We start from the raw sequence: 25,341 nt of genomic DNA on the forward strand, positions 1-25,341 counted from the left end.
CTATAGCGCCAGCAGCTCTTTGGGGGAGCGGGTGATGTCGGTGCAGCCGTCCCGGGTGATGACGACCATGTCCTCGATGCGGACCCCAAACCTGCCCGGCAGGTAGATGCCCGGCTCGACGGTGATGACCATGCCCGGCCGGGTGAGCGTGCCGCAGGAGGGGGAAAAAGCCGGTTCCTCGTGGATATCCAGCCCCACCCCGTGGCCCAGACCGTGGCCGAAGCATTCGCCGTAGCCGGCGTCGGCGATGAGCGCGCGCACCTGGGCGTCCACCCAGTCGCAGGCGACGCCCGGGCCGGCCAGCTGTACCCCCAGGCGGTTGGCCTGCAACACGATATCGTAGACCTGCCGCTGCTCGTCGGTCACCTGCCCCACCGCCACGGTGCGGGTCATGTCGGAGCAGTAGCCGCCGACGGTGCAGCCGAAATCCATGGTGATGAAGTCGCCCGGCTGCACCAGCCGCTCGCCGGGCACCCCGTGGGGCTTGGAGGAATTTTCGCCCGACACCACGATGAAGTCGAAGCTGACCCCTTGGGCCCCCTGACGGCGGATGTAGAACTCCATATCCAGGGCGATGTCGCGCTCGCTGCGGCCGGCGGCGATGCGCTGGGTGATATAGGAAAAGCAGTCGTCGGTGAGCTGTTGGGCCTGGCGGATAAAGCCCAGCTCCACCTCTGACTTGCACATGCGCAGCTGCTGCAGCAGGCCGTCTACCCCGCTGTCTTCTAAAAAGGCGCCGGGCAGCTGTTTTTGGTAGCGCCGCAGCTGGGCCAGATCGGTGAGGCTGTCGCACAGGCCCCAGGTCTTGACCCCGTGGGCTGCAAACAGCTCGCCGATCTGCTGGTACAGCCGGCCCTGCAGGAGCACCTGGCAGTCGACAGCTGTTTGGCGGGCCATCTCGATATAGCGGAAGTCGATGATGAGATAGGTCTCGTCGCGGGTGACGACCACCGTGCCCGCCGAGGAGCGCACCCCGGTGAGGTACTGGCGGTTCTTCTCGTCGCTGATGATGGCGGCGTCTACGCCTTGCGGCAGTTTATCACAGATGCGCATATCTCTATTCCCCCTCTTTCAGGCGCTGGGCCAGCGCCTCGATGGCCAGCAGATAGCCCATAGAGCCCAGGCCCACGATCTGGCCGACACACACCGCCGCCGTCACCGACTGGTGGCGAAACTCCTCGCGCCGGTGCACGTTGGAGATGTGCACCTCGACAGCCGGCAGCGAGACCGCGGCCAGCGCGTCGCGGATGGCATAGCTGTAGTGGGTGTAGGCGCCGGGGTTGATGACGATGGCGTCGAATTCGCCGGGGGCGCCGTCGGGGCCGACGCCCCGGTGGATAAAGTCGATGAGGTCCCCCTCGCTGTTTGACTGAAAGGTGATACAGTCAAATCCCAGCTGGCGGCATTTTTCGATACAGGCCTCCTCGATGGACTGCAGCGTTTGCCGGCCGTAGTGGGCCGGTTCCCGCACGCCCAACAGGTCGAGGTTGGGCCCGTTGACGATGGCGATGGTCCCGCGCATAAAAAGTCCCCCTTTTTTTTTACAATAGAGTGGGTAGTCGTCTACCGGCACAGCCCCCGCGCCAGCAGCCGGTCGTGCAGCTTTGCCAGGTGTTTTTCGTCGGCACAGCGGTAGCTGGGGTGGTACACGCTGAGCACCGTATAGGGCCGCAGCGCGTCGGCTCCCACATACTGCTCGAGCAAATTCTGGACGCCGCCCCCACAGCAGACGATGACCTGCGGGCCGATCAGCTCGATCTCGCGGCAGATGTAACCGGCGTATTTTTGGGTGTAGCAGCGCAGCGTGTGCCAGCAGCACCGGCTGGCCCCGCCCCGCTTGTTGAGGTTCATGAAAGCGATCTCGGGGAGGAGGCTGCCGCTCTTGTCGGGGCGCGCGAAGTCACCGCTGACGGCGGCGCTGTAGAGCATGCCCAGCCGCCGGGAGAAGTTTGTCTGTGGACAGCTGCCGGCGGCCACCTCGCGCAGCCAAAAGCCTTTTCCGCACCAGCTCTCCTCGCCATCCATCGAGATATTTGCCTCTTTAGAAATAAAGAGATACCGCTTGGCCGGTGCCTGCAGCGCCCAGTAACGGCGGGGTGAGAGGATGCCGTCCTTTACAAAAGAGCAGCTGTTTACCTGCACGTTTGCATACAGGCGGTAGTGCTGCGGCTGCTCCGCTCGGTGCTCCCGGCGCCAGCAGTCCATGAGCGCTCCCAGCGAGGTGACGGCCCCCAGCTCTCTGTCTGTGCGCTTGACACGGCCAATATCTGCCCCTGCGGCACGCATGCCGGTCCCCCCTACTCTTTTGCCAGCTGCTGGTGATAGTAGGTCTTCATGGCCAAGGCGTCTTCGGCCTGGGTGCCGGCCGACTCGCAGATGATGGTGGGGCAGCTGCCGTATTCGGCCAGCAGCTCCATCAGCGGGTGAAAGTCGGGGCCGAACAGGCCGTCGGCAAAGGTGAGGTGGCGCTTTTCGCCGCCGTTTTCGGTGTACTCGATCATCGAGTAGTGGGCGTGAAAGTCGCGCAGCTTCTCCTCCCCCAATACGCTGCCGATGGCATCTAAAATGCGGCGGAAGTCGTCTTTGCCGGCTATGCCGCCCAGCGTGCGGGCGTACAGGTGGCCGAAGTCGATACAGGGGATGAGACGGCTGTCGAGCCGGCAGAGCGCCAGCACCTCCTCCAGCGTGCCCAGCTGGTTTAATTTACCCATGGTCTCGGGGCAGATGTGGATGTGGCCCAGCCCGGCGGCGTCGAGGGCATCCAGCGCAGTCTGTATGGTGCCTTTGGCCAGCTCCAGCGCCTCGGCCCGGGATATTTTGGCGCAGGAGCCGGTGTGCACCACAATGCGGCTGGCGCCCAGCATATCGGCGGCGCGGGCGCTCTGCAGGATGTAGTCGACCGACTTCTGCCGCTTTTCCTCCTCAACCGAGGACAGTGAGATGTAGTACGGCGCGTGCAGCGACACGGCGACGCGGTGCTCTGCCGCTTTGCGGCGAAACTTCTCGGCCGTGTCGGGGTTTACCCGCACGCCGCGGCCGCACTGGTACTCGTAGCAGTCGAGGCCCATCTTCTCTACATAGCCCGGGGCCTGCAGGGTGGTCTTGTAGCCCTGCTCTTTAAAGCTGTTGGAATTGCCGGCCGGGCCGAATCTGGCGGTATCTGGCATGGTATAATAGCTCTCCTTCCCGGTGGGGTTGGGCGGTGCGGCGATCAGTCGTCCACCCGCTTGACGATCAGGTCCTCCAGCTTGCGCTTAAAGCGTATCTGGCGCAGCTCAGAGGAGTCGATGGGGTTTACCAGGATGGTCTTGACCCCGGCCAGGTTGCCGCCCAGCGTGTCGGTAAACAGCTGGTCGCCGACCATAGCCACCTGACTTTTGGGCAGCCCCATTTTGGCCACCGCCTTTTTGTAGCTGCCGGGCAGCGGCTTTTTGGCGTCGCAGATGTAATCTACCCCAAAGATCTCGGCAAAGGGGCGCACCCGGTCGTAGCCGTTGTTGGAGATGATGACCGTTTGTATGCCGTTTTGGTGCAGCTTGTCCATCCACGCCTCCACCCCTTCGGCGGGGACCGGGTGGTCGTGCTTGGCCAGCGTGTTATCGATATCGATGATCAGGCCGCGGATGTTATTTTGTTTTAAAAAATTTATGGTCACGTCGGCGACGCTCCTGAACATATAACCGGGTCTCAGCATGGTGTTCTCCTGTTAAAAGCTTTGATGTGGTGGCCGGCGGCAGCGCGCCGGCGGCTTCTTCCATAGTATAGCAATTTTGCGCCTTTATTTCTACAGGTAAACGGCCCGTGACACAAATTATCTGCCACCCGAGCGGACAGTGCTGCCCGGTGGTGGGACCGGTGTGGGGGTACGGCCGCCGCCACAGCAAAAAAGGGCCCCGATAGATCGGGGGCCCTTTTTATGAAAAGAGGAAGATGCAGTTTATTTCATGTGGCGGAATTTGCTCTGTTTGCCCCGCAGGGTGAGCACTGCGCCGGCGGATACGGCCAGAGCCGCGCCCAGTACCGCGATGGGCAGCACGTCGCCGGTATTGGCGCTGTCACTGCCTTTACCGCTATCGGTGGTGCTGTCGCCGCCGGGCGTGGTGGTCTCGCCGCCGTTGTTGCCATTTCCGCCGCTGGCCCCATCAAGATAGACCAGCGCATAGGTGGAGAAGCGGTCGGTGGAGAAGGTGAGCGTGCCGTCTTCATTTTGGACGGTCTCGAGCAGGTCGACTTTGCCGTCGTGCAGGCGGGCGATATGGAAAATGCGCCCGTCGGCTTTCAGCTCTTCGGGGACGGCGATGGTGAAGCTGGCCGCGGAGTTGAGCTTATTGAGGGTGCCGAGCTCGACGCCGTCGGCGGTGAGCAGCACCTTTAAGTCGAGGTACTGGGCCACGACCGCTCCGCCGGCCACTTTACCGGCACTCTCTTTGATGAGCGCTTTATCGGCCTCGGCCACCTGGCTCTCGTCCATCAGCTCGACCGAGACGGCCGCCGTGATGGCTTTGCCGCTCTCGGCGGCCTGTTTGACCGCCTCTTTGGTGGCCTCGTCTACCGCGTCTACTGCTTTGCCGGCCAGGATCTCGGTGACTAGCTGGTTGGCGGAGCTGGAGATGACGACATGGGTATTGGAGGTGGAACCGACCTCGACTTTGCCGACCGGTTTGGAGGGGTCGATGGTGGGGATCTGGGGCTCCTCTACCTCGTAAACGGTAACTTCACACTGGGCCGATACGTCACCGGCGGTGGCGGTGATGATAGCCGTGCCGGCAGAACGCGGGTCTACCCGGCCATCCAGCACCTCGGCGACTTCGGGGGCGGAGGTGGTCCAGACGATGCTGTCGGTGTTGTACTCGGGCAGTACGCTGGCGTTGAGCTGTACGGCTCGGCCGCCGGCGTTCAGCAGCAGCTCGTTCTGGTCCAGGGTGATACCGGTGGCTTTCCAGTTGGTGGTCACGTAGCTGGCGTCGCTGCCGATGACCGAGAAGGTGTCCAGCTTTTCGGCGCTGGGACGAGCAGACAGGTTGAGCACGATGGGGGCAGTGGTGTCGATCTCTTTGATACACCAGCTGGCATCGGCGTATTTGTTTTTAAAGATCTCTACGTCTTCGCGGTACTGGAAGCCGGAGATGATGTCGTTATATTTGGCGTCGGCCCCGACATTGATCTCGGTGCTGCCCACAAAGCCGTAATCGACGCCGCCAAAGCCCCAGCCGTCCCAGTTGTTAGAACCGGCAGCGGTCTCCTCGGCGGGGTAGTAAGAACCGGCGTAGATGTCGCCGATCTGGCCGCCGAGGATGTTGTAGGTCATTTTGCCGAGGATACAGCAGCGCAGGATGGACTGGCCGATATCGGTGCTGCCGCTGTACATGGTGAAGGTGGCGTTGCCGATGATGCCGTTGGTGCCCCACATAAAGCCCTTGAGCTGTGCGGCCGCATCTCTGCCCACCACGACATCGACATTTTCGGCGTAGGCGTAAGAGGTGACGCCGCGGAAATCGTTGACGGTGGCCCCGTCGATGGTGACGTTCAGGTCGCCGATGGCATAGTTTTTATAGGACTTGCCGTTTTGCTCTTTGCGCACGTCGGCGCCAAAGGCAGTGTGCTGGTTGTCGATACCGTGCAGGCCCCGGGTGATGGTGCCGCCGTTGATATCCAGCGTGACGGTGTCGATCAGGCTGTAATCGCAGCCGCTCTTTTCGTTTTTGGTCTTGTTGCCGCCGACCAGATCTTTTACCTGGCCGCCGTTCATGGTGATGGAGGTGCTGCGCAGGTGGATGTTCGAGGACACGGTATCGCTGCCGCCGTATACAGCTGCATCGGCAGCGATGAGCTGCTGGCCACCATCCCACTTGATGAGGGCCGCTTTGCCGGCCTCATCGGTATCTTCGATGGTGATGGGCGTGCCACCTGCAAAAAACTCGTTGGTCGACTCGTTATAGGTAGGCGCTTGGGCGGCGTCGATGTCGTTTTGGGCGGCCAGTGCCGCCAGCGGCAGACATCCCACGACCAGCATAAGTGCCAGTACCGAGGATATGATCTTTTTCTTCATCGATGTGTGCTCCTTCTTCTTTACACATTCTGGTGCGCCCACCCGTAGGCGAGCACTCCCCCACTTTTTCACTGCCGGTGCAAAACTTATATGCATCCTCCTCTCTGCAGGTGCCGGGTTCAGCGCGGCGGTGCCGGCAGGCGGTGCTCTGCACACAGAGCGAGCGCGCCGCCGCCGACCGGCTCTCGCGGCCCAGCTATGTTTTGCACTGGAAATTATGGTTTTTCGTTCTTTTGCAAAATTGGATATACCTGGTATTTATGGCCGGTCTGCACGCTGCAGACCGGCCTTTTTGCGCGTCTGTAGCTAGGAGCGGCCGGCGAACGAAAAACCATACTTTGCTGAAAAGGCAGCGCGCCGCCACGGGGACCTGCCACCGACGGGCAGACCGGTCAAACGCCGCTATCATGCCGTTTTTTGCCCGTCTGCCCCTGGGTGGAAATGGATATCCCTGGCAGATGTTGCAAAATTTTCCCAGCTTTTGCCTCCTATTATAAGAGGAAACGCCAGAAATGTCAAACAAATCGGTGGCAAAAGCATTTTGTTGTCGAAAATATGACTGCACGATACATAATGAGGGCAGTGTGGGGAGACAGTGGTATTTTGGCAGACAAAAAAAGCGGACAACCTAAGTTGTCCGCTTTTTGCACATTTGTCACACACCGGCAAAGCGCAAATTATCTCTTTTTAAATTTGCGTTTACGCGCTGCTTCAGACTTTTTCTTGCGCTTGACAGAAGGTTTCTCGTAGTGCTCCCTCTTACGGACCTCTTGGAGGACGCCCGCTCTGGCGCACTGTCTTTTAAATCTTCTCAAGGCGCTGTCCAAAGACTCGTTGTCTTTGATACGAACTTCTGACACTTACTTCCCCTCCCTCCGCCATGGGGCAGGAGTTTATAATCATTGCCAAGGCAAAAACTATAACCAAACCATATTAGTAGAACAGAGATTATTATACATCTTTTGCCTATACGGTGTCAAGAGAAAATCTATCTGCTCTCTGGTAAATCTGCGCAGAGCAGCTGCCCGCTCAGGTCTACTTGATAACGATATTGACCAGACGGCCCGGCACATACACCTCTTTGATGGGCATTTTGCCGGTGAGCTCGGCGGCGATGGCCGCGTGGTCTTTGGCCAGCCGGATAGCCGTTTCTTTGTCGCAGTTGGCCGGCACCACGATGCGGGCCTTTACCTTGCCGTTTACCTGCACGGCCAGCTCGACGGTGGCGTCGACGCATTTGCTCTCGTCGTACTGCACCCATTTCTGGTGGGAGAGCATCCCTTGGCCCAGGCTGTATTTCTCGAACATCTCCTCGGTGATGTGGGGGGCAAACGGGTTGAGCATGATGAGGAAATCGCGCAGCTCGTCGCGGGTGACCGCTTTCTGGGCGTAGATCTCGTTGATGAGGGCCATCATGGCAGCGATCGCGGTGTTGAATTTGAGGTTCTCGATATCCTCGGTCACCTTTTTGATGGTCTTGTGGAAGCTGGTCTCCAGCGCGGCGGAGTAGCCCTCGCCGGGTACCAGCAGCTTGCCCAGGCCCCAGGTGCGCTCTAAAAAGCGGCAGCAGCCCTTGATGGAGTCGGCGCTCCAGGGGGCGGCTTTCTCGAAGTCGCCGATGAACATCTCGTAAAGGCGCAGCGTGTCGGCGCCGTACTGTTCGACGATATCGTCGGGGTTGACCACGTTGCCGCGGGACTTGGACATCTTCTCGCCGTTCTCGCCCAGGATCATGCCGTGGCTGGTGCGCTTGTTATAGGGCTCTTTGGTGGGCACCACGCCGATATCGTAGAGGAACTTGTGCCAGAAACGGGAGTACAGCAGGTGCAGGGTGGTGTGCTCCATGCCGCCGTTGTACCAGTCGACCGGCATCCAGTACTCCAGCGCCTCTTTGCTGGCCAGCTCCTTGTCGTTGTGGGGGTCGCAGTAGCGCAGGAAATACCAGGACGAGCCGGCCCACTGGGGCATAGTGTCGGTCTCGCGCTTGGCGGGGCCGCCGCAGTGGGGGCAGGTGGTATTGACCCAGCTGTCGAGCTTGGCCAGCGGGGACTGGCCGTCCTCGGTCTGCTCGAAGTCCTCGATCTCGGGCAGCTTAAGCGGCAGCTGATCCTCGGGGATGGGCACGAAACCGCACTTGTCGCAGTGCACGATGGGGATGGGCTCGCCCCAGTAGCGCTGGCGGGAGAACACCCAGTCGCGCAGCTTGAAATTGACTTTGGGGTGACCTTTTTTCTCTTTATCCAGCCACTCGACGATAGCCTTTTTGGCCTCGTCGACCGTTAGGCCGTCTAAAAAGCCGGAGTTGACCATGGTGCCGGTACCGCAGTCGGTATAGGCCTCTTTTTCCACGTTGCCGCCGGCCACGACCTCGATGATGGGCAGCGAGAATGTCTTGGCGAACTCCCAGTCGCGGGTATCGTGGCCGGGCACCGCCATGATGGCCCCGGTGCCGTAGCTCATGAGCACGTAGTCGGACACGAAGATGGGGATCTCTTTGCCGTTGACCGGGTTGACGGCGCGCACGCCGTCGATGCACACGCCGGTCTTTTCTTTGACCAGCTCGGTGCGCTCGAAGTCGCTCTTGCGGGCGGCCTGCTCGCGGTAGGAGAGCAGCGCATCCAGATTGTGTACCTTGCCCGCCTGCCCCCACTGGTCTATGTAGGGGTGCTCGGGCGAGAGCACCATGTAGGTGACGCCGAACAGCGTGTCGGGGCGGGTGGTGTAGACGGTGAGCTTGTCCCCCTCGGTGGTGGAGAAATCCACCTCGGCGCCGGTGGAGCGGCCGATCCAGTTGATCTGCGAGGTCTTGACCCGGTCGATAAAGTTGACCTCGTCGAGGTCGTCGATGAGGCGCTGGGCGTACTCGGTGATCCCAAGCATCCACTGGCTCTTGACTTTGCGCACCACTTCGCCGCCGCAGCGCTCGCACACGCCGCCGACGACTTCCTCGTTGGCCAGCACCACCTTGCAGGAGGTGCAGAAGTTGACGGCCATCTCTTTTTTATAGGCCAGCCCCTTTTTGAACAGCTGCAAGAAGATCCACTGGGTCCACTTGTAATAGGATGGGTCGGTGGTATTTATTTCCCGGTCCCAGTCAAACGACAGACCCAGCGACCTCAGCTGGCTCTTAAAGCGGGCCACGTTCTGCCTGGTGACGATCTCGGGGTGGATGTGGTTTTTGATGGCGTAGTTCTCGGTGGGCAGGCCAAAGGCGTCCCATCCCATGGGGTAGAGCACGTTGTACCCCTCGAGGCGGCGCTTTCTGGCCACGATGTCGAGGGCGGTATAGGAGCGGGGGTGCCCCACATGCAGGCCCTGACCCGAGGGGTAGGGAAACTCTACCAGCGGGTAGAACTTGGGTTTTGAGTAGTCGGTGGTAGCGGCAAAGGTCTTGTCCTCCTCCCACCGGTCCTGCCATTTTTTTTCGATCTGCTTAAAGTCGTAGTTCATGCTTCACTCTCCCAATCTACCAGCTCACCGTCGGCCCACAGCCGCTCCAGGTCGTAAAACTCCCGGGTCTCGTGCAAAAACACGTGCACCATCACGTCGCCGTAATCCAGCAAGATCCAGTTTGCCGACTGGTACCCCTCGACCCGCAGCGGCTCGGCTCCCTGCTGCTTGAGGAGAAACTCCACGTTGTCGGCCAGCGCCTTGACCTGGGTGGTGCTGCCGCCCTCACAGAGGACGAAGTAGTCGCCCAGAGTGGAGATCTTGGCGATCTTGAGCACTTTGATATCGGTGGCTTTTTTATCGTCTAAGGCTTTGGCTGCCAAGAGATATTTTTGTTTTGCGTCCATGCGTTCACTCCTCTGTGTGGCTCTACTCCTCGCCGGTATCGGAGCCGGTGCCGGAGCTGTCTTCTCCGCTGCCGTCACCGGTGCCGCTGGTGGTGTCCTCTTTGTTGCTGAGGCTGTCTTTGCCGGGGGTGTGGCCGTCCAGCAGATCTTGGATAGAGTTGCCGTTTTGGTCGTAATAGTCGTACTCGTGGCTGACCTCTATGACATTTAGATTCTCGGCCAGCACGTCGTCGGTGTGGGGCCTGAATTTCTGGTTGAGCAGGTCGGCCAGCTCGTCTTTGTGGATGCCGTAGATAGAGAGCCCGTCGTCGGAATAGGTGGGCTCGCCGGGGACCATATACATCTCGACCTTGGCCAGGTCGAGCTTAGAGGCCTCCTGGGCGTAAGCCAGGATATCGGCCATGGTGAGGTCGGTCTCGACCTTGTCGTAGCAGAGCTTGACTAACTTGATCATCTGGCTGCTGTTGAGGGTGGTGAGCTCCTCCATGGCCGCCGAAACAAACAGCCGCTGGGCCTTGACGCGGCCGATATCTCCCTCGGCATAGCCGTCGCGCCAGCGCACGAACCACTCTGCCTGTTGGCCGGTGAGCTTCTGCTGGCCGGCGGGGATAACGAATCCCTCGCCCGGGGAGTAGTCGATCTGGTAGGGGACGTTCATATCGATGCCGCCGATGGCGTCGATGGCCTCGCGGAAGGTCTCCATGGTGATGGTAACGTAGTGGTCGATGGGCAGGGCAAACTGGTCGTTGAGCAGGCCCACCAGATTTTTGATCTTCTCATTCTGGTTGTCGCCGTGGGCGTAGACGGCGTTCACCTTGCCGGAGGGGTAGTCGCTGCCGATATAGGTGTCGCGGGGGACCTGCAGAATGGTGGCCTCGCTCTTCTCGAAATTGAAGTTGACGATCATGATGACGTCGGTGAGCTCGTTTTCGGTGTGCTCGGCCGCCGGGTCGGAATCGTTATCGATGCCGCAGACCAGGATGTTCACCGACTTGTCCTGGATCTTTTTGGGGCTGGAGTACTCGGTGATGTCGGCGCCGCCAAACAGGTTGGTGTGCAGCAGCGCATAGCCCACCCCGCACAGCAGGATGACCACCGCCAGCACGCTGGACAGGATGATGGTGAGCCGCTTTTTCTTGTTGACCGGTTTTTTTACGCGCAGGCGCTTACTGTTACCAGCCGGGCCGCGGCCGCGCTGATCGCCGCCACCGTTGCTATTGTTGTTAGGTCTATTTGCCAAAATCAATCATCTCCCAGAAGTTGGTAGTAGTTATAGGCCGAGACCGTGTCCTCGTAAATGGGCTTTTGCTCTTTGGCCAGGTAGAGGATATTGTTTCTTAAAGCGGCGGCCATGCCGCGGTTTAAACTGGCAAAGCACAGTTTTCGCAGCTTGTCCACCCCGTGAAAATCGCGGTCCAGCCCCACCATGTCTGCTAAAAATACCACCTTTTCGGCCCCGGTCATGGCCGGGCGGCCGGTGGTATGGTAGTACACAGCGTCTAGTATCTCCCGATCGGCAATGCCCAATTCCTTTTGGGCGTAAGCGCTGGCGGCCGGGCCGTGTAAGAGAGCCCGGGTACAGACGACTTTTTGCTGATACGGCAGGCGAATATGCTCTATTATAGCAAAACCCCGGCACCAATGCAATAATTCGGGCAGCGGGGACTCTTTCATCAGGTCGTGCAGCAGCGCCGCCGCCTGACAGCGCCAGATATCTGCCCCGTGGGTGCGCGCCAGGTCCACCGCCATTTTTTCTACCGCCAGCACGTGGCGAAAGCGCTTTTTCGAGAGCCGCTCTTTGGCCAGCTGGCGCAGGGCGGCGAGATCGATATCGGTACCAGTCAAACAGATGCCCCCTGTCTGTAGAGATGATGGGTATTTATGTAGCTTGCCACCGCCGGGTCGAGATAGGCGCCGACGGCGGTCCCGGCGGCCAGGCTCTGCCGCAGCGCGCTGGAGGAGATCTCCACCGGCGGAAAGTCAAACAGCAGGATCTCTCCCCCCGCCTGTGCGGTCAGCCCGTCGGCAAAGGCCTGCAGGCCCGCCCGGTCCGTGGCGTTGCGGGCGGCGGCGCAAAAAGTGGCCAGCCCCAGCAGCTCCTGCCAGCGGTGCCACTTTTTAAAGTAGTAGAGCATGTCGCTGCCCAGCAGAAAGTAGAGCTTTTCGCCGGGGTAGAGCGCGCGCAGCTGCACCAGCGTGTCGTAGGTGTAGCTCTTGCCGGTGCGGGCGAGCTCTATATCCGACACCTGGGCCGGCACGCCCCAGTCGCACAGGGCGGCCATGGCCAGCCGGTCGGCGGCGCTGGCCCCGCCGGTAGCCTGCTGCTTGTGCGGCGGGATGTTGGTGGGGATGATGAGACACCGCCCGAGCCCCAGCTGACTGCACACCGCCGACACCAGTTTGGTGTGGCCTTTGTGGGGCGGGTCGAAAGTGCCGCCGAACACCGCCATAGACATTGCCGTCACCTGCCTTTTTAGAGCTTTTTTTGCACCGGCGGCGCTTCACCGCCGGTGTGCCGGAAGCAGCTACTTGAGCAGCTCCTGGTACTTGCTGTCTTTTTTCTTGCCGCGGAAGAGCACAAAGCGGGTGCCGATGACCTGCACCACCTCGGCGCCGGTGTACTCGGCCAGCTCGGCGGCCGCCTCCTTGGCGGTGTAGAGGCTGTTTTCCAGTACCCGCATCTTGATGAGCTCGCGGGCGGCCAAAGCGTCTTTTACCTGGGTGACTACTGCGTCGTCCAGCCCGCCTTTGCCCACCTGCAGGATGGTGTCGAGGGAATTGGCAGCGGCCCGCAGACGGGCCCTCTGTTTGCTGCTGAGCATAATTATCTCTCCTTTAGATATTGCTGTAATAGGGGTGCAAAGTCGGCCAGCGCCTTACCCCGGTGGCTGATAGCATCCTTTTCATCCGGCCCGATGCTGGCGAAGGTCTTGTCCTCCCCCACGTAAAACAGCGGGTCGTAGCCAAAGCCGCTGTCGCCTTTGGGCGCCAGACCGATGACCCCCGGACACTCGCCGCGGGTGTGAAAGCTGCGGCCGTCGGGGAACACGCAGGTGATGACGCTGACAAATTTGGCCCCGCGCTCTTCAGCCGGTACGCCCTCCAGCGCCGCCAGCAGCTTTTGGTTGTTCTTCTCGTCGGTGGCCCCCTCGCCGCTGTAGCGGGCCGAGTACACCCCCGGCGCCCCGCCCAGCGCATCCACCGCCAGACCGGAGTCGTCGGCAATGGCCGGCTGGCCGCTCAGGTCGCAGATGGCTTTGGCCTTGATGAAAGAATTTTCTTCAAAAGTGGTGCCGGTCTCCTCGATCTCGGTCTCGATACCGGCCTCTTTTAAAGAGACCGCCTCGATGCCGTAGCTGTCGAGAATGCGGCGGAACTCCTTGAGCTTTTTTTGATTGTTGGTGGCGATGATAAAGCGCATGATCGCTCTCCTTTGTGCAGGCAGACGGGGCCTTGACAGGCCTTGGGGAAATGTTAATAAATTATAAATTCGGACTTGAAACAGGAAATCAGGCGGCAAATAGCGCCCCTTTGGGCTGACCTGCCTTACGACGACATTGTAAAGCGACGACCCGGTGCGAGCCGGCAACGCCGGGAGCCATAAAACAATATATCAGCGGCCCAACCGATGAACCGGCGTGAGGTGAGCTCCGGCCGCCCCACAGAACCACAGCAGAGCAACACGGTGCGAGCCGGCGAAGCCGGGAGCCACAAAGCAATATATCGGCGGCCCGACCGATGGACCGGCGTGAGATGCGCCCCGGCCGCCCCACAGAACCACAGCGGTGCGACACGGTGCGAGCCGGCAACGCCGGGAGCCACAAAACAATATATCGGCGGCCCGACCGATGAACCGGCGTGAGATGCGCCCCGGTCGCCCCACAGAACCACAGCGGTGCAACACGGTGCGAACCGGCAACGCCGGGAGCCACAAAACAATATATCGGCGGCCTGACCGGTGGACCGGCATGAGATAAGCCCCGGCTGCCCCGCAGAACCACAGCGGTGCGACACGGTGCGAGCCGGCAACGCCGGGAGCCACAAAACAATATATCGGCGGCCCGACCGGTGAACCGGCGTGAGATGCGCCCCGGCCGCCCCACAGAACCACAGCGGTGCGATACGGTGCGAACCGGCGGAGCCGGGAGCCATAAAACAATATATCGGCGGCTAGGCAGTAGCGTGGTAGGAAATGAAAGCTAACTTCTTAACAGAACCGCAGCAGGTCAACCTGGTGCGAACCGGCAACGCCGGGAGCCACAAAGCCACATATCGGCGGCTAGGCAGTAGCGTGGTAGGAAATGAAAGCTAACTTCTTAACAGAACCGCAGCAGGTCAACCTGGTGCGAGCCGGCGAAGCCGGGAGCCATAAAACAATATATCGGCGATTGGCCCCGGCACCTCCCGTTTGGCACGACCGGCGTTTTGATAAGACCATTTAGATTTCATCGGCCGGACGGCCGATACCTTCCACCGCCCCAAAATTGCGGCCCGGCCGTGATTTTGGGGCGGTGCCGGAGGATTGCAAAGAGGAGGATGACAGAGCAAGGCGAGCGCAGCGAGTCCGCAGCGATTGGCATCCTCCTTTTGAACGCAGTCACTACCGTTTTCCACTCTAACCGCAGTCGCTACTGTTCTTCGCTAAACAGCGCCTCGATAAACTCTCTGGCGTCAAACGGCTGCAGGTCGTCGACCTGCTCGCCCACGCCGATGTAGCGCACCGGCAGGCCCAGCTGATCTTTGATGGCCACCACCACCCCGCCTTTGGCGGTGCCGTCGAGCTTGGTGAGCACGATGCCGGTGAGGTCGGTGACTTCCATAAACTGTTTGGCCTGGTTGACGCCGTTTTGGCCGGTGGTGGCGTCGAGCACCAAAAAGGTCTCTTTTTTGCAGCCGGCCGCCTCGCGGTCGATGACCCGGCCGATCTTCTCGAGCTCGGCCATGAGGTTTTTCTTGTTGTGCAGCCGGCCGGCAGTGTCGCAGATGAGCACATCGGCGCCGCGGGCCTTGGCCGCCTGCACCGCGTCGAACACCACCGCCGCCGGGTCGGAGCCCTCCTGGTGGGCGATGACGTCGCACCCGGCGCGTTGGCCCCACACCTGCAGCTGATCGATGGCCGCGGCGCGGAACGTATCGGCTGCCGCCAGCAGCACCTTGTTTCCCTTACCGCGCAGGTCGGCGGCTATTTTGCCGATGGTGGTGGTTTTGCCCACCCCGTTTACCCCGATGACGAGCAGGATGGTGGGCTTGGTGGGCAGCTGCAGGGCGGTGTCGCCGGCCAGTATCTCGTACAGTGCGTCTTTCAGGTAGCTCTTGACCTGGGCCGGGTCGGTGACCCGGTCGCGCTTGATGGCCGCGCGCAGGTTCTCGACCACCTTGAGGGCGGTATCGACCCCCACGTCGGCCATGATGAGGGTCTCCTCGATCTCCTCGAACAGCTCCTCGTCGATCTTGGTAAAGCTGGCGGCGATGCCGCTGATGGCCCCGGCAAAAGAATCGCGGGTCTTTTTAAGTCCCTGCTTGAGTTTTTCAAAAAAGCCCAACTTGCTGCCTCCTCTTTCTGATCCGTGTAGTCGGTGTGCTGCCGGCCGCGGCCGGCGGGGCCTTACGGCCCATCTCTATTTGTATTCGGAGCCGATCTCGCTGACATCCAGCTTGAGCAGCTTAGAAACCCCTTTTTCCTGCATGGTGACGCCGTAGAGCACGTCGGATTCCTCCATGGTGCCGCGGCGGTGGGTGATGAGGATGAACTGGGTGCGGTCGTTCATGGTGCGCAGGTAGCTGGCGTATTTGGCGACGTTGACGTCGTCTAGAGCGGCCTCGATCTCGTCGAGGATGCAAAACGGCGACGGGTGTACGGTGAGGATGGCAAAGTAGATGGCGATGGCCACAAAGGCCTGCTCGCCGCCGGAGAGCGCCTGCAGGCTCTTGACCAGCTTGCCCGGGGGCGAGACCTGGATCTCGATGCCCGACTCCAGCACGTTGTCCGGCTCGGTGAGCACCAGACCGGCGCTGCCGCCGCCGAACAGGTCGACAAAGATGCGGGAGAAGTTGTCGCCTATTTTTTTGAAGTTGTCCGAGAAGATGGCGATCATCTCTTTGGTGAGCGAGCCGATCATCTGGCGCAGTTTCTCTTTGCTCTCCTGCACGTCGGTCATCTGGCCGGTCATAAAGTCGTAGCGCTCTTTTTCGGCCCGGTACTCCTCGATGGCCTCCACGTTGACCGCGCCCAGCGCGCGCATCTTGGCCTTTAGGCTGGCCAGCTGGCGGTTTTGCTCCCGCTCGTCGGTGACCGGGCGGGCCTCCTCTTCGGCCTGGGAGCGACTGAGCTCGTACTGGTCGTACAAGTCGGCGATGATCTGGTCGTACTGCTGCTGCATGGTGCGGCCCCGCTCTTCCAGGCGGGCCAGCTCCCGCGCCAGCTCCTCTTTTTGGGTCTGCAGCTGGCGCTGGTGCTGGCGGTCGGCGGTCTCTTTTTGCTCCAGCGCCTGCCGTGCCTCTACCTGGGCCTGTATATCCAGCCTGCACTGCTCCACCGAGGCCTGCAGGCCATCATTCTGCCCGGCCAGGGCCTGCGCCTGCTCCTCCAGCTCGCCCAGCTGCGCCTCGGCGCTCTCTATCTGCTGCTGCAGCTGCTCTTTTTGGCGGCCGCCGGCCAGTTTCTGCTCGCTTAAAGCCACCATCTCCTGGCCGGCCACCAGAATGTCTTTTTGCAGGCCGGAGATCTGTACTTTCAGCTCGGTGATCTCGTCGATGATCTGCTGGCGGCGGTCGGTATAGGCCTTGGCCTCTCCCGACAGACTAGCCAGCTTTTCGTCGAGCTCGTCGTGCAGCTGTCTGGTCTCGTGCTGCTGGGCGCCGAGCTCGCTGATCTCGCTCTCGAGCTGCTGCCGGTAGGCGGCGGCGCGGTCACCGTCGTCCTTTATGGCCGCCAGCTGGCGGTCGGCCGTCTGCAGGTACTGCTCGATCTTGGCCAGTTCTCCCTCACAGCGGATCTTGTCCTGGGTGAAGGTGATCTTTTCGCTGCCGGCGCCGTCGACGATGGCGGTGAGCTTGGCCACCTCTTCGCCCAGCGCTTTCTCCTCGGCGGCTTTTTGGCGGTAGCTCTCGGCCGTCTGCTGCAGCCTTTGGCTGAGCTTGTCCAGCTCGCTCTGGCGGGAAAACACCCCGGCGGACTTAGACAGGTGGCCGCCGGTAAAGCTGCCGCCGGCGTTGACCACCTGGCCGTCGAGGGTGACGACGCGAAAGCGGTAGCCAAAGCGCTTGGCCATCGCCGCCGCGGCATCCAGATCCTCGGCCACCACCGTTTTGCCCAGAATATTCTGGGCGATGGGGGCGATATCTGCCTCGCAGCGCACCAGCGCGCTGGCTATGCCCACAAAGCCGTCTGCCTCCTCGACGCCCCGCTCGTTTAAGCTGCGGGGGCGGATGGTGGTCTGGGGCAAAAAGGTGGCCCGGCCGCCCCGGGTCTCTTTTAAAAAGCGGATACCGGCCTTGGCGGCGGCCTCGTCGGTGCAGACGATGTGCTGGGCGGCGCCGCCCAGCGCCACCTCGATGGCGGTGGCGTACTGGCTGTCGACCGAGAGCAGCTGCGCCACCGGGCCCAAAATGCCCCGCAGCTTGCCCTCTTTGGCGGCCATGCTCACCTTTTTTACGCTGTAGGCAAAGCCCTCCATATTGTCTTTTAAGTCGCGCAGCACTTTGATCTTGTTTTGCATATCGGTGCCGGCGGCGCGCAGCTCGGCCAGCTCCTGCACCAGCTTTTGGTGCTTATCGCTGCGGCTGCGCAGCTTCATGGCGTAACCCTCGCCGGCATTTTGAGCCGACTGCAGCGCCTCTTCGGTCTCGGCCAGCTGGCGGCGCACCTGCTCGAGCTCCTCGACGGCCTGCTGGCGGTCTTTTTGCAGCTGCTCGCGGTTTTTTTGCAGCTGCTCGAGCTGGCTGGCGCTGCGGGTGCGGTTGTCCTCGGCCGCGTGCAGTTTCACCCTGTACTCCCCCAGCTGCAGCGCGTACTGGGAGAGCTGGTCGGCCATCTGCTGGATCTCGGACTGCACGGTGGCGTTGTCGCTCATGAGCGCCTGCAGCGCCTGCTCCTTTTTTGCCGCCTGCTGCTCGCGCTCGGCGGCCATCTGCCGGCTCTTCTCGATGAGCGCCTGCTGGTCGGCGATCTGGCGGTCTTTCTGGGCGCTCTGCACGCCGATATCCCCCATCTGCGCCCGGTAGCGCTCGATGCTCTCGGACACGTGCTTTTTCTCATTTTGCAATACCAGCGCGCTGGCCTCGTTTTGACTCATCTGCTCGCGAATGGCGGCGATCTGCCCGTTGATATCGTCGATCCGGCGGCTGATGGCCCCCTTTTGCATAAAGGCATCCTCGGCGGCCCGGTCGATCTGCGCGATCTCGCCGTCGAGCCGCTGCAGGTCGTTTTGACAGATGAGCAGCTTGTCCTCCTGCTGTCGCAGCAGCTGGCGGGATTTGTTCAGAGTGTGCACCCACAGCGATATCTCGATCTGGCGGCGGCGGGCGGCCAGATCCAGGTACTCGCTGGCCTTTTCGCTCTGGCGGTGCAGCGGCTCTAAGCGCGACTCGATCTCGTCGACGATATCCTGCAACCGGGTGAGGTTCTCCTCGGCCCGGGCCAGTTTGCGCTCGGCCTCGGTCTTTTTGTAGCGGTATTTGGCGATGCCGGCGGCCTCCTCGAAGATCTCGCGGCGCTCGTCGCTCTTGGCGGCCACGATCTCGGCGATGCGGCCCTGGCCGATAATGGAGTAGCCGTCTTTGCCCAGGCCGGTGTCCATAAACATCTCATGGATGTCTTTTAGGCGAACCATGGCGCCGTTTATGCGGTACTCGCTCTCGCCGGAGCGGTACAGCTTGCGGGTGACGGTGACCTCTGGCGCCTGGATGCCGGCCAGCTCGCCCTCCTGGTTGTCGATGACCAGCGACACCTGGGCAAAGCCCATAGCTCCCCGCTGCTGGGTGCCGCCGAAGATGACGTCCTGCATCTTGCTGCTGCGCAGGCTTTTGGTGGACTGCTCGCCCAGCACCCAGCGCATGGCGTCGGAGATGTTTGATTTGCCCGAGCCGTTGGGGCCCACTACCGCCGTAAGACCCCGCTCAAAGGTGAGCCGGGTCTTGTCGGGAAACGATTTAAAGCCGTATATCTCCAGTGCTTTTAAAAACAAGCTGTCACGTCCTTACGAGTTTGAGGGTAAAGGGGGGCACGCCGGGGTCGGGCACCGGGCGCAGCTGCCAGCCCTGTGCGGCAAAAAAGGCGCGGTTTTGCCCCCCGTGGCCGCACAGCCTGGATATCTGCGACGGGTGCACCGCCACCGCCACCCGGCCCGGCGGCACGTCTTTTAGGGCGCGCCCCAGCGCACGGGCGTAGATGCGGCTCTCGCAGAGCTCGCGAAAGGCCGGGTGCCAGGGGCCGGCGACCATGCCGCTGAGCAGCCCTTCGTCCCGGTGCAGGCCCACGCGGATGACCGGTATGTGCCGGGCGTAAAACAGCTGTAGCAGCTGCGACACCTGCTCCACCGCCTGCTCGAGACTGGGGGGCAGGTAGTCACCGCGGCGGTACAGGTCGCACAGGGCGGTGCCCGCCATGACGATGGTGGGGTAAACGCGCACCGTATCTGGCTCTATTTTACAAAAACTCTGTGCGGTTTGCAAATCCTTTTGCGCGCTGCTGCCGTAAAGGCCGGTCATCATCTGCAGCCCCAGCTGCAGGCCCGCCTTTTTGATGGCGGCGCTGGCCTTTTTTACCTGGGCGGCGGTGTGGCCGCGGCGGTTTTTTGCCAGCACCTCGTCGTCCATACACTGGGCCCCCAGCTCGATGGCGGTGACTCCCCGCTCTTTGAGGTGGCGGCAGAGGGACTCGTCGAGACAGTCGGGCCGGGTGGAGATGCGGATGCCGGTAAAGGCGCCGCTCTGCAAAAAGGGCTGGGCGGCGTCTAGCAGCTGCTCGCGGTAGCGCGGGTCGATGGCGGTGAAGCTGCCGCCGAAAAAGGCGATCTCACAGCTGCGGTCGGGCCTACCAGCCTGCCCGGCGGCGGCCTGCAGCAGCGCGCCCACCTGTGCGGGGGACGGGGCGCTCTGGTGGCCGGAGATGGACCGCTGGTTGCAAAAGGAGCACTGCTGCGGGCAGCCCAGGTGGGGGATGAACACGGCGACGTTGCCGTGTTTCACACCTCGTACCCCATAAGGCGCAGCGCCTCTTTGGCGGCGTTTTGCTCGGCCACCTTTTTGCTGCGGCCGGTGGCGGTGGAGAACACGTTGGAATTGAGGTGCACCTGTACGGTGAATACCTTGGCGTGGTCGGGGCCCTCCTCGCCGGCCAGCACGTACTGCAGCTGCTCCTCGGGGTTTTGCTGCACGATCTCCTGCAGCTGGGTCTTGTAGTCGACAAATGGTTTGTACTGCCGGTTGTTGATGAGGCTGCCCATATTGCGCAGGATAAAGGCGGAGGCCGCCTCCATGCCGCCGTCGAGATAGATGGCGGCGATGACCGCCTCGAAGGCGTCGGCCAGAATAGAGGGGCGGTCGCGGCCGCCGGACAGGTCCTCGCCCCGGCCCAGGTAGAGGAAATTGCCCAGGTGGATGGCCCGGGCCAGATCGCACAGCGACTTCTCGCACACCAGAGTGGCGCGGATGCGGGTGAGCTCCCCCTCGGGCAGGTCCTGCAGGTTTTTGAAGATGTAGTCGGACACCACGATCGAAAGCACCGCGTCGCCCAAAAATTCCAGCCGCTCGTTGTAGGGCACCTTGCCGCCCCGCTCGTTGGCAAACGACGAGTGGGTCAGGGCGGTGTGCAGCAGGTCGCGGTCTTTAAAGCTGTAGTGCAGGCTCTTTTCTAAACTCTCCATGTCTTTTTATTCACTTCTCCCCGTGCTACTGTTCTTGGGCGCCGGCGCGCTGTTTTAATTGGCTGTTGAGCTGCGTCATAGCCTGTTCGGTGGTCTCGACCACCCGGTTTTCTACCATGGATACCGCCTGGCGGATGGCGTTTTGGAAGGCCTCGGCGTCGGAGCTGCCGTGGGCCTTGATGACCGGTCTCGTGAGGCCCAGCAGCGGTGCACCGCCGGACTTTTTGTAGTCGAGCTTTTGCTTAAAGCTCTTTAGGCTGCCCGACAGGGTGAGCGCCCCCATCTTGGTGAGCAGGTTTTTAAACAGCACCTGCTTGAGCTCGCCGACGAACATCTTAGCCAGCCCCTCGGTGAGCTTGAGCATGACGTTGCCGGTAAAGCCGTCGCAGACCACCACGTCGGCACAGCCCAGCGGCACATCGCGCACCTCGGCGTTGCCGATAAAGTGTATGGGCGCGTCTTTGAGCAGTGCCAGCGCCTGGCGCTGCAGGTCGGTGCCTTTGTGCTCCTCGGTGCCGATGTTGGCAATGCCCACCCGGGGCTCTTTGACCCCCACGATCTTCTCCATATAGGCGCTGCCCATCACCGCGAACTGGGCCAGCATCTCGGGCCGGCAGTCGGCGTTGGCGCCCACATCCAAAAGCAGGTAGTTGCCGGTGGCGCTGGGGATGAGGGCGGTCAGCGCCGCCCGCTTGACCCCCTTGATGCGCTTGACGATCATGGTGGCGCCCACCACCAGCGCGCCGGTGTTGCCGCCGGAGACGAAGGCGTCGCCTTCCCCCTGATGTAAAAGGCGCAGCCCCTCGGCCATAGAGCAGTCGCTCAGGCGCTTGAGCACGTCGGTGGGCTCGTCTTCCATGGTGATGGCGGTGGGGGCGTGGTGCAGGTCGATGCCGTCTAAGGATACGCCCAGCTGGCCGGCCCGGTGGGCGATGGCCGCGCTGTCGCCCACCAGCGTGAGCTCGATGGGGTACTGATCTTTGGCCAGTCTGGCGGCCTTGATGGCCTCGTCGGGGGTGTTGTCGCCGCCGTAGGCGTCAAAGAGTATGCGCATAGGTCAAAACCCTCTCTTTCTAAACGAAAAGCAGTGGCCGGCCGGTAGGCCCGGGCTCACCACCCATTTTGGTACAGATAGCGGTGCAGGCTGTCAAGCGCCTTTTGGGCCAGCGCCAGGTAGCGCTCCTTTTTGCCCTTTATGCGCTCTGCCAGCGGCGGCAGCACGCCCATATTGCTGCCCATGGGCTGAAAGTCGCTGGTGTAGGGGTCGCTGATATAGCCCACCAGCGCCCCCAGCATGGTGTCGCGGGGCAGGGTGAGGAGCGGCTGCCCTGCGGCCAGCCGGGCGGCGTTTTGCCCGGCTAAAATGCCGCCGGCAGCGCTCTCGATATAGCCCTCGGTGCCGGTGATCTGACCGGCAAAAAACACCTTGGGATACGCGCGCAGGTTTAGGGTGGGCCCGAGCAGCTTGGGGGCGTTTAAAAAGGTGTTGCGGTGCATGACCCCATAGCGCATAAAGCGGGCGCTCTGCAGGCCGGGGATCAGCGAGAACACCCGCTTTTGCTCGCCGAACTTTAAGTTGGTCTGAAAGCCCACCAGGTTGTAGAGGGTGCCGGCGCGGTTTTCTTTGCGCAGCTGCACCACCGCCCAGGGGCGGTGGCCGGTGGCCGGGTCGCGCAGGCCCACCGGTTTTAGGGGGCCAAAGCGCAGCGTGTCGGGGCCGCGGGCGGCCATCACCTCTACCGGCATACAGCCCTCGTATACCTGGCGGCCGTCAAAGTCGTGCTGGGGGGCGCGCTCGGCGGTGAGCAGCGCCTGCACAAAGGCCTCGTACTCGGGCTTATTCATGGGGCAGTTCAGGTAGTCGGCGTCGCCCCGGCCATAGCGGGCGGCGGCAAACACCCGGCTGTAGTCTAAGCTGTCGGCGGCCACGATGGGAGCCGCGGCGTCGAAAAAGCTGAGGTACTCCTCCCCCAGCAGCGCCCCGATAGCCGCCGACAGCCGGTCGCTGGTCAGCGGGCCGGTGGCCACCACCGTGATCTCGTCGGGGTCGATGGAGGTGACCTCCTCTTCTCGCACGGTGATGTATGGGTGTGCGCGCACCCGGCGGGTGATGTAGTCGGAAAACTGCTCTCTGTCCACCGCCAGCGCGCCGCCGGCGGGCACCTGGGTGGCCCGGGCGGCCTGACAGACCACCGAGCCGAACTGGCGCATCTCCTCTTTGAGCAGGCCGGCGGCGCTCTCCAGCCGGTCGGCCTTGAGCGAGTTGGAGCAGACCAGCTCGGCAAAGCCGGGGTAGTGGTGGGCGGGGCTATACTGGGCCGGTTTTTGCTCGTACAGCGCGACGGGGATGCCGCGGCCGGCGATCTGCAGCGCCGCCTCGCACCCGGCCAGCCCGGCGCCGATGACTTTTACAGTAGATTTTGGTGACATGGTCCTCCTGCCGATACTCGGGTCGCTTCAGTGGAGATCGGGTGCGCGGCAGTGCGCGCCCCTGTCTATTTTACGTAGCCACAGCCCTCTTTGAGGCAGTGGATCATGGCATCTTTGCCGGTCTTTTTAAACAGCGTGCTGCCGCACTGGGGGCAGATCTCGGCCAGCGGCTCGTCCCAGGTCATGAACGAACAGGTGGGGTTTTTTTCACAGCCGAAAAATTTGCGGCCCCGTTTTGACTTTTTCTCGAGCATCTTGCCGCCGCAGACCGGGCACTTGCCGGGGGTCTCGACGGTGATGGCCTTGGTGTTTTTGCACTCGGGAAAGCCCGGGCAGGCCAAGAATTTGCCGTAGCGGCCGGTCTTGATGACCATCTTGCGGCCGCACAGCTCGCAGACGATGTCGGTCTCCTCGTCGGGGATCTTGATCCGGGTGCCCTCCATCGCCTTTTCGGCGTTTTGCAGCGTGCGGTCGAACTGGTCGTAGAAGTGGTGCAGGGTGGCCACCCAATCGGCTTTTCCCTCCTCGATCTTGTCCAGGTCGTCCTCCAGCCCGGCGGTAAAGCCCACATCCACGATGCTGTCGAAGTGCTCTTTGAGCAGCTCGGTGGTGATCTCGCCCAGCTGGGTGGGGGCCAGCGCCTTGGCCTGGCGCTCCACGTAGCCGCGGCTCAAGATCGTGGTGATGGTGGGGGCGTAGGTGCTGGGGCGGCCGATGCCGTTTTCCTCCATGGCCTTGATGAGGGTGGCCTCGGTGTAGCGCGGCGGCGGCTCGGTAAAGTGCTGGGCACCCTGCACCTTGTCGGTGAGGATCGCCGAGTCCTCCTTGATGGGCGGCAGCGACTTCTCGTCCTCCTCCTGGGTGTCTTTGCCCTCGATATACACCTTGGTAAAGCCGTCGAACTTGACGGTAAAGCCGGTGGCCCTGAAGTCGTAGCCGGCGGCCTTCAGGTTGACGGTTACGGTATCCAGCAGCGAGGAGGCCATCTGGCTGGCGATAAAGCGCTTCCAGATGAGGTTATAGAGCTTAAACTGGTCGGCCGTCAGCGAGTCTTTGATCTGCATGGGGGTAAGCGACGGCATGGTGGGGCGGATGGCCTCGTGGGCGTCCTGGGTGTTGGCGCTCTTTTTCTGGGCGTAGTGGCGGGGCTTTTCGGGCAGGTAGCTGTCGCCGTAGTGGTCTTTGATGTAGGCGGTGGCCTCGTCCTGTGCGTCCTGCGAGATGCGCAGCGAGTCGGTACGCATGTAGGTGATAAGGCCCACAGCGCCCAGATCTTCTACATCCACACCTTCGTACAGCTGCTGGGCGGCCTGCATGGTGCGCCGCGACTGGAAGCCCAGCTTGCGCGAGGCCTCCTGCTGGAGGGTGGAGGTGGTAAAGGGCGGCGCCGGGTTGCGCTTGCGGCTGCCGCGCTTGATGGAGTCGATGAGAAACTGCTGGCCCTTGAGATCGGCCAGCACCGCGTCGGCCTGCTGCTTGTCGGTGATCTCGAGTTTTTTGCCGTCTTTGCCCACCAGTTTGGAGACGAACCTGCCCTGACTGCCCTGGATGCGGTGGTGGGCCTCGATGCTCCAGTACTCCTTGGGGACAAAGGCGCGTATCTCCAGCTCGCGGTCGACGATGAGCCGCACCGCCACCGACTGCACGCGCCCGGCCGACAGCCCTTTGCGCACCTTGCGCCACAAAAACGGGCTGAGCTTGTAGCCGACGATACGGTCGAGGATGCGGCGGGTCTGCTGGGCATTAAAGAGGTCGATATCGATGGTGCGGGGGTGTTTCATGCCGTTTTGGATGCCGGATTTGGTGATCTCGTTGAAAGAGACCCGGTTGGGCGCCGACACGTCCAGCCCCAAAATGTGGGCCAGATGCCAGGAAATGGCCTCCCCCTCTCTGTCCGGGTCGGCGGCCAGATAGACGGTATCGCACTTTTTGGCGGCGGCCTTGAGCTCTTTGATGAGCCCGCCTTTGCCCTTGATGTTGATGTACTGGGGCTCGAAATCGTGCTCGATATCCACCCCCATCTTGGTTTTCGGCAGGTCCCGCACGTGGCCCATGGAGGCGATCACCTCGTAGCCGCGGCCCAGGTATTTTTTGATGGTCTTGGCCTTGGCGGGGGACTCCACTATCACCAGTTTTGACATAGGTATGATCGCGCCTTTCTATCTGCGCCCACCGGGGCGCAAGATGCTGGCAGGGCAGA

General features: G+C 61.8%; 21 protein-coding genes. All 21 read right to left on the reverse strand.

The annotated features are described in order from the left end of the window. Positions 1-1,053 carry a M24 family metallopeptidase gene (locus C6Y32_RS13645; RefSeq protein ID WP_105205828.1) on the reverse strand — a complete coding sequence of 351 codons (1,053 nt, stop codon included), beginning with the start codon at positions 1,051-1,053 and terminating at the stop codon, positions 1-3. A gap of 4 nt (positions 1,054-1,057) precedes the next feature. Continuing rightward, positions 1,058-1,522 (reverse strand): type II 3-dehydroquinate dehydratase, encoded by a 465-nt coding sequence (aroQ, locus tag C6Y32_RS13650; RefSeq protein ID WP_105205829.1) that lies wholly within the window; start codon positions 1,520-1,522, stop codon positions 1,058-1,060. 41 nt (positions 1,523-1,563) lie between these two features. Next, a complete protein-coding gene (locus tag C6Y32_RS13655; protein ID WP_105205830.1) occupies positions 1,564-2,286 on the reverse strand; it encodes a uracil-DNA glycosylase family protein in 723 nt (240 codons plus the stop codon). Positions 2,287-2,297: 11 nt separating this feature from the next. Next, the gene (locus C6Y32_RS13660) at positions 2,298-3,167 is read right to left on the reverse strand and encodes a TIM barrel protein (protein ID WP_105205831.1); all 870 of its coding nucleotides are present in this window, start codon (positions 3,165-3,167) and stop codon (positions 2,298-2,300) included. A 44-nt stretch (positions 3,168-3,211) separates the two neighbouring features. After that, on the reverse strand, positions 3,212-3,694 hold the full coding sequence (locus C6Y32_RS13665; RefSeq protein ID WP_105205832.1) for a YqeG family HAD IIIA-type phosphatase: 483 nt from the start codon (positions 3,692-3,694) through the stop codon (positions 3,212-3,214). A 243-nt stretch (positions 3,695-3,937) separates the two neighbouring features. Next, positions 3,938-6,049, reverse strand: coding sequence for an Ig-like domain-containing protein (locus C6Y32_RS13670; protein WP_164998295.1), 2,112 nt, complete (start codon positions 6,047-6,049; stop codon positions 3,938-3,940). A gap of 677 nt (positions 6,050-6,726) precedes the next feature. Continuing rightward, on the reverse strand, positions 6,727-6,909 hold the full coding sequence (rpsU, locus tag C6Y32_RS13675) for a 30S ribosomal protein S21 (protein WP_105205834.1): 183 nt from the start codon (positions 6,907-6,909) through the stop codon (positions 6,727-6,729). A gap of 175 nt (positions 6,910-7,084) precedes the next feature. Next, positions 7,085-9,499, reverse strand: coding sequence for a leucine--tRNA ligase (gene leuS, locus C6Y32_RS13680; RefSeq protein WP_105205835.1), 2,415 nt, complete (start codon positions 9,497-9,499; stop codon positions 7,085-7,087). Next, complete coding sequence (gene rsfS / locus C6Y32_RS13685; RefSeq protein WP_105205836.1) at positions 9,496-9,846, reverse strand: ribosome silencing factor; 351 nt, start codon at positions 9,844-9,846, stop codon at positions 9,496-9,498. Before rsfS ends, leuS begins: the two co-directional genes overlap by 4 nt. Positions 9,847-9,868: 22 nt before the next feature. Further along, positions 9,869-11,086, reverse strand: coding sequence for an LCP family protein (locus C6Y32_RS13690; protein WP_105205837.1), 1,218 nt, complete (start codon positions 11,084-11,086; stop codon positions 9,869-9,871). 2 nt (positions 11,087-11,088) lie between these two features. Beyond that, positions 11,089-11,691, reverse strand: a complete 603-nt coding sequence (yqeK, locus tag C6Y32_RS13695; RefSeq protein WP_164998296.1) for a bis(5'-nucleosyl)-tetraphosphatase (symmetrical) YqeK — start codon at positions 11,689-11,691, stop codon at positions 11,089-11,091. After that, entirely contained in the window at positions 11,688-12,302 is a 615-nt protein-coding gene (gene nadD / locus C6Y32_RS13700) for a nicotinate (nicotinamide) nucleotide adenylyltransferase (protein ID WP_105205839.1), read from the reverse strand. The genes yqeK and nadD overlap by 4 nt, the downstream gene beginning before the upstream one ends. Positions 12,303-12,371: 69 nt before the next feature. Continuing rightward, positions 12,372-12,668 (reverse strand): YhbY family RNA-binding protein, encoded by a 297-nt coding sequence (locus C6Y32_RS13705; RefSeq protein ID WP_105205840.1) that lies wholly within the window; start codon positions 12,666-12,668, stop codon positions 12,372-12,374. Between the two features lie 2 nt (positions 12,669-12,670). Then, positions 12,671-13,267: an XTP/dITP diphosphatase gene (locus tag C6Y32_RS13710; RefSeq protein ID WP_105205841.1), complete on the reverse strand. Its 597-nt coding sequence runs from the start codon at positions 13,265-13,267 to the stop codon at positions 12,671-12,673. Between the two features lie 1,207 nt (positions 13,268-14,474). Next, positions 14,475-15,389, reverse strand: a complete 915-nt coding sequence (gene ftsY / locus C6Y32_RS13715) for a signal recognition particle-docking protein FtsY (RefSeq protein ID WP_105205842.1) — start codon at positions 15,387-15,389, stop codon at positions 14,475-14,477. 75 nt (positions 15,390-15,464) lie between these two features. Then, positions 15,465-19,031 carry a chromosome segregation protein SMC gene (smc, locus tag C6Y32_RS13720; RefSeq protein WP_105205843.1) on the reverse strand — a complete coding sequence of 1,189 codons (3,567 nt, stop codon included), beginning with the start codon at positions 19,029-19,031 and terminating at the stop codon, positions 15,465-15,467. A 4-nt stretch (positions 19,032-19,035) separates the two neighbouring features. Then, positions 19,036-20,034, reverse strand: coding sequence for an elongator complex protein 3 (locus C6Y32_RS13725; protein WP_105205844.1), 999 nt, complete (start codon positions 20,032-20,034; stop codon positions 19,036-19,038). After that, positions 20,031-20,711, reverse strand: a complete 681-nt coding sequence (gene rnc, locus C6Y32_RS13730) for a ribonuclease III (protein WP_105205845.1) — start codon at positions 20,709-20,711, stop codon at positions 20,031-20,033. The genes C6Y32_RS13725 and rnc overlap by 4 nt, the downstream gene beginning before the upstream one ends. 25 nt (positions 20,712-20,736) lie before the next feature. After that, a complete protein-coding gene (gene plsX / locus C6Y32_RS13735) occupies positions 20,737-21,765 on the reverse strand; it encodes a phosphate acyltransferase PlsX (protein WP_105205846.1) in 1,029 nt (342 codons plus the stop codon). Between the two features lie 56 nt (positions 21,766-21,821). Further along, a complete protein-coding gene (gene trmFO, locus C6Y32_RS13740; RefSeq protein ID WP_105205847.1) occupies positions 21,822-23,141 on the reverse strand; it encodes a methylenetetrahydrofolate--tRNA-(uracil(54)-C(5))-methyltransferase (FADH(2)-oxidizing) TrmFO in 1,320 nt (439 codons plus the stop codon). A gap of 65 nt (positions 23,142-23,206) precedes the next feature. Next, entirely contained in the window at positions 23,207-25,282 is a 2,076-nt protein-coding gene (gene topA, locus C6Y32_RS13745) for a type I DNA topoisomerase (RefSeq protein WP_105205848.1), read from the reverse strand. Positions 25,283-25,341 lie beyond the last annotated feature (59 nt).

It is taken from the genome of Neobittarella massiliensis (ex Bilen et al. 2018), assembly GCF_900289145.1.
Lineage (GTDB): Bacteria > Bacillota > Clostridia > Oscillospirales > Ruminococcaceae > Neobittarella > Neobittarella massiliensis.

Bases quoted from the DNA above. Each gene is read 5' to 3' on its own strand.
- C6Y32_RS13645 (WP_105205828.1), bottom strand. From the start codon at position 1,053: ATGCGCATCTGTGATAAACTGCCGCAAGGCGTAGACGCCGCCATCATC.
- aroQ (WP_105205829.1), bottom strand. From the start codon at position 1,522: ATGCGCGGGACCATCGCCATCGTCAACGGGCCCAACCTCGACCTGTTG.
- C6Y32_RS13655 (WP_105205830.1), bottom strand. From the start codon at position 2,286: ATGCGTGCCGCAGGGGCAGATATTGGCCGTGTCAAGCGCACAGACAGA.
- C6Y32_RS13660 (WP_105205831.1), bottom strand. From the start codon at position 3,167: ATGCCAGATACCGCCAGATTCGGCCCGGCCGGCAATTCCAACAGCTTT.
- C6Y32_RS13665 (WP_105205832.1), bottom strand. From the start codon at position 3,694: ATGCTGAGACCCGGTTATATGTTCAGGAGCGTCGCCGACGTGACCATA.
- C6Y32_RS13670 (WP_164998295.1), bottom strand. From the start codon at position 6,049: ATGAAGAAAAAGATCATATCCTCGGTACTGGCACTTATGCTGGTCGTG.
- leuS (WP_105205835.1), bottom strand. From the start codon at position 9,499: ATGAACTACGACTTTAAGCAGATCGAAAAAAAATGGCAGGACCGGTGG.
- rsfS (WP_105205836.1), bottom strand. From the start codon at position 9,846: ATGGACGCAAAACAAAAATATCTCTTGGCAGCCAAAGCCTTAGACGAT.
- nadD (WP_105205839.1), bottom strand. From the start codon at position 12,302: ATGTCTATGGCGGTGTTCGGCGGCACTTTCGACCCGCCCCACAAAGGC.
- C6Y32_RS13705 (WP_105205840.1), bottom strand. From the start codon at position 12,668: ATGCTCAGCAGCAAACAGAGGGCCCGTCTGCGGGCCGCTGCCAATTCC.
- C6Y32_RS13710 (WP_105205841.1), bottom strand. From the start codon at position 13,267: ATGCGCTTTATCATCGCCACCAACAATCAAAAAAAGCTCAAGGAGTTC.
- rnc (WP_105205845.1), bottom strand. From the start codon at position 20,711: ATGGAGAGTTTAGAAAAGAGCCTGCACTACAGCTTTAAAGACCGCGAC.
- plsX (WP_105205846.1), bottom strand. From the start codon at position 21,765: ATGCGCATACTCTTTGACGCCTACGGCGGCGACAACACCCCCGACGAG.
- trmFO (WP_105205847.1), bottom strand. From the start codon at position 23,141: ATGTCACCAAAATCTACTGTAAAAGTCATCGGCGCCGGGCTGGCCGGG.
- topA (WP_105205848.1), bottom strand. From the start codon at position 25,282: ATGTCAAAACTGGTGATAGTGGAGTCCCCCGCCAAGGCCAAGACCATC.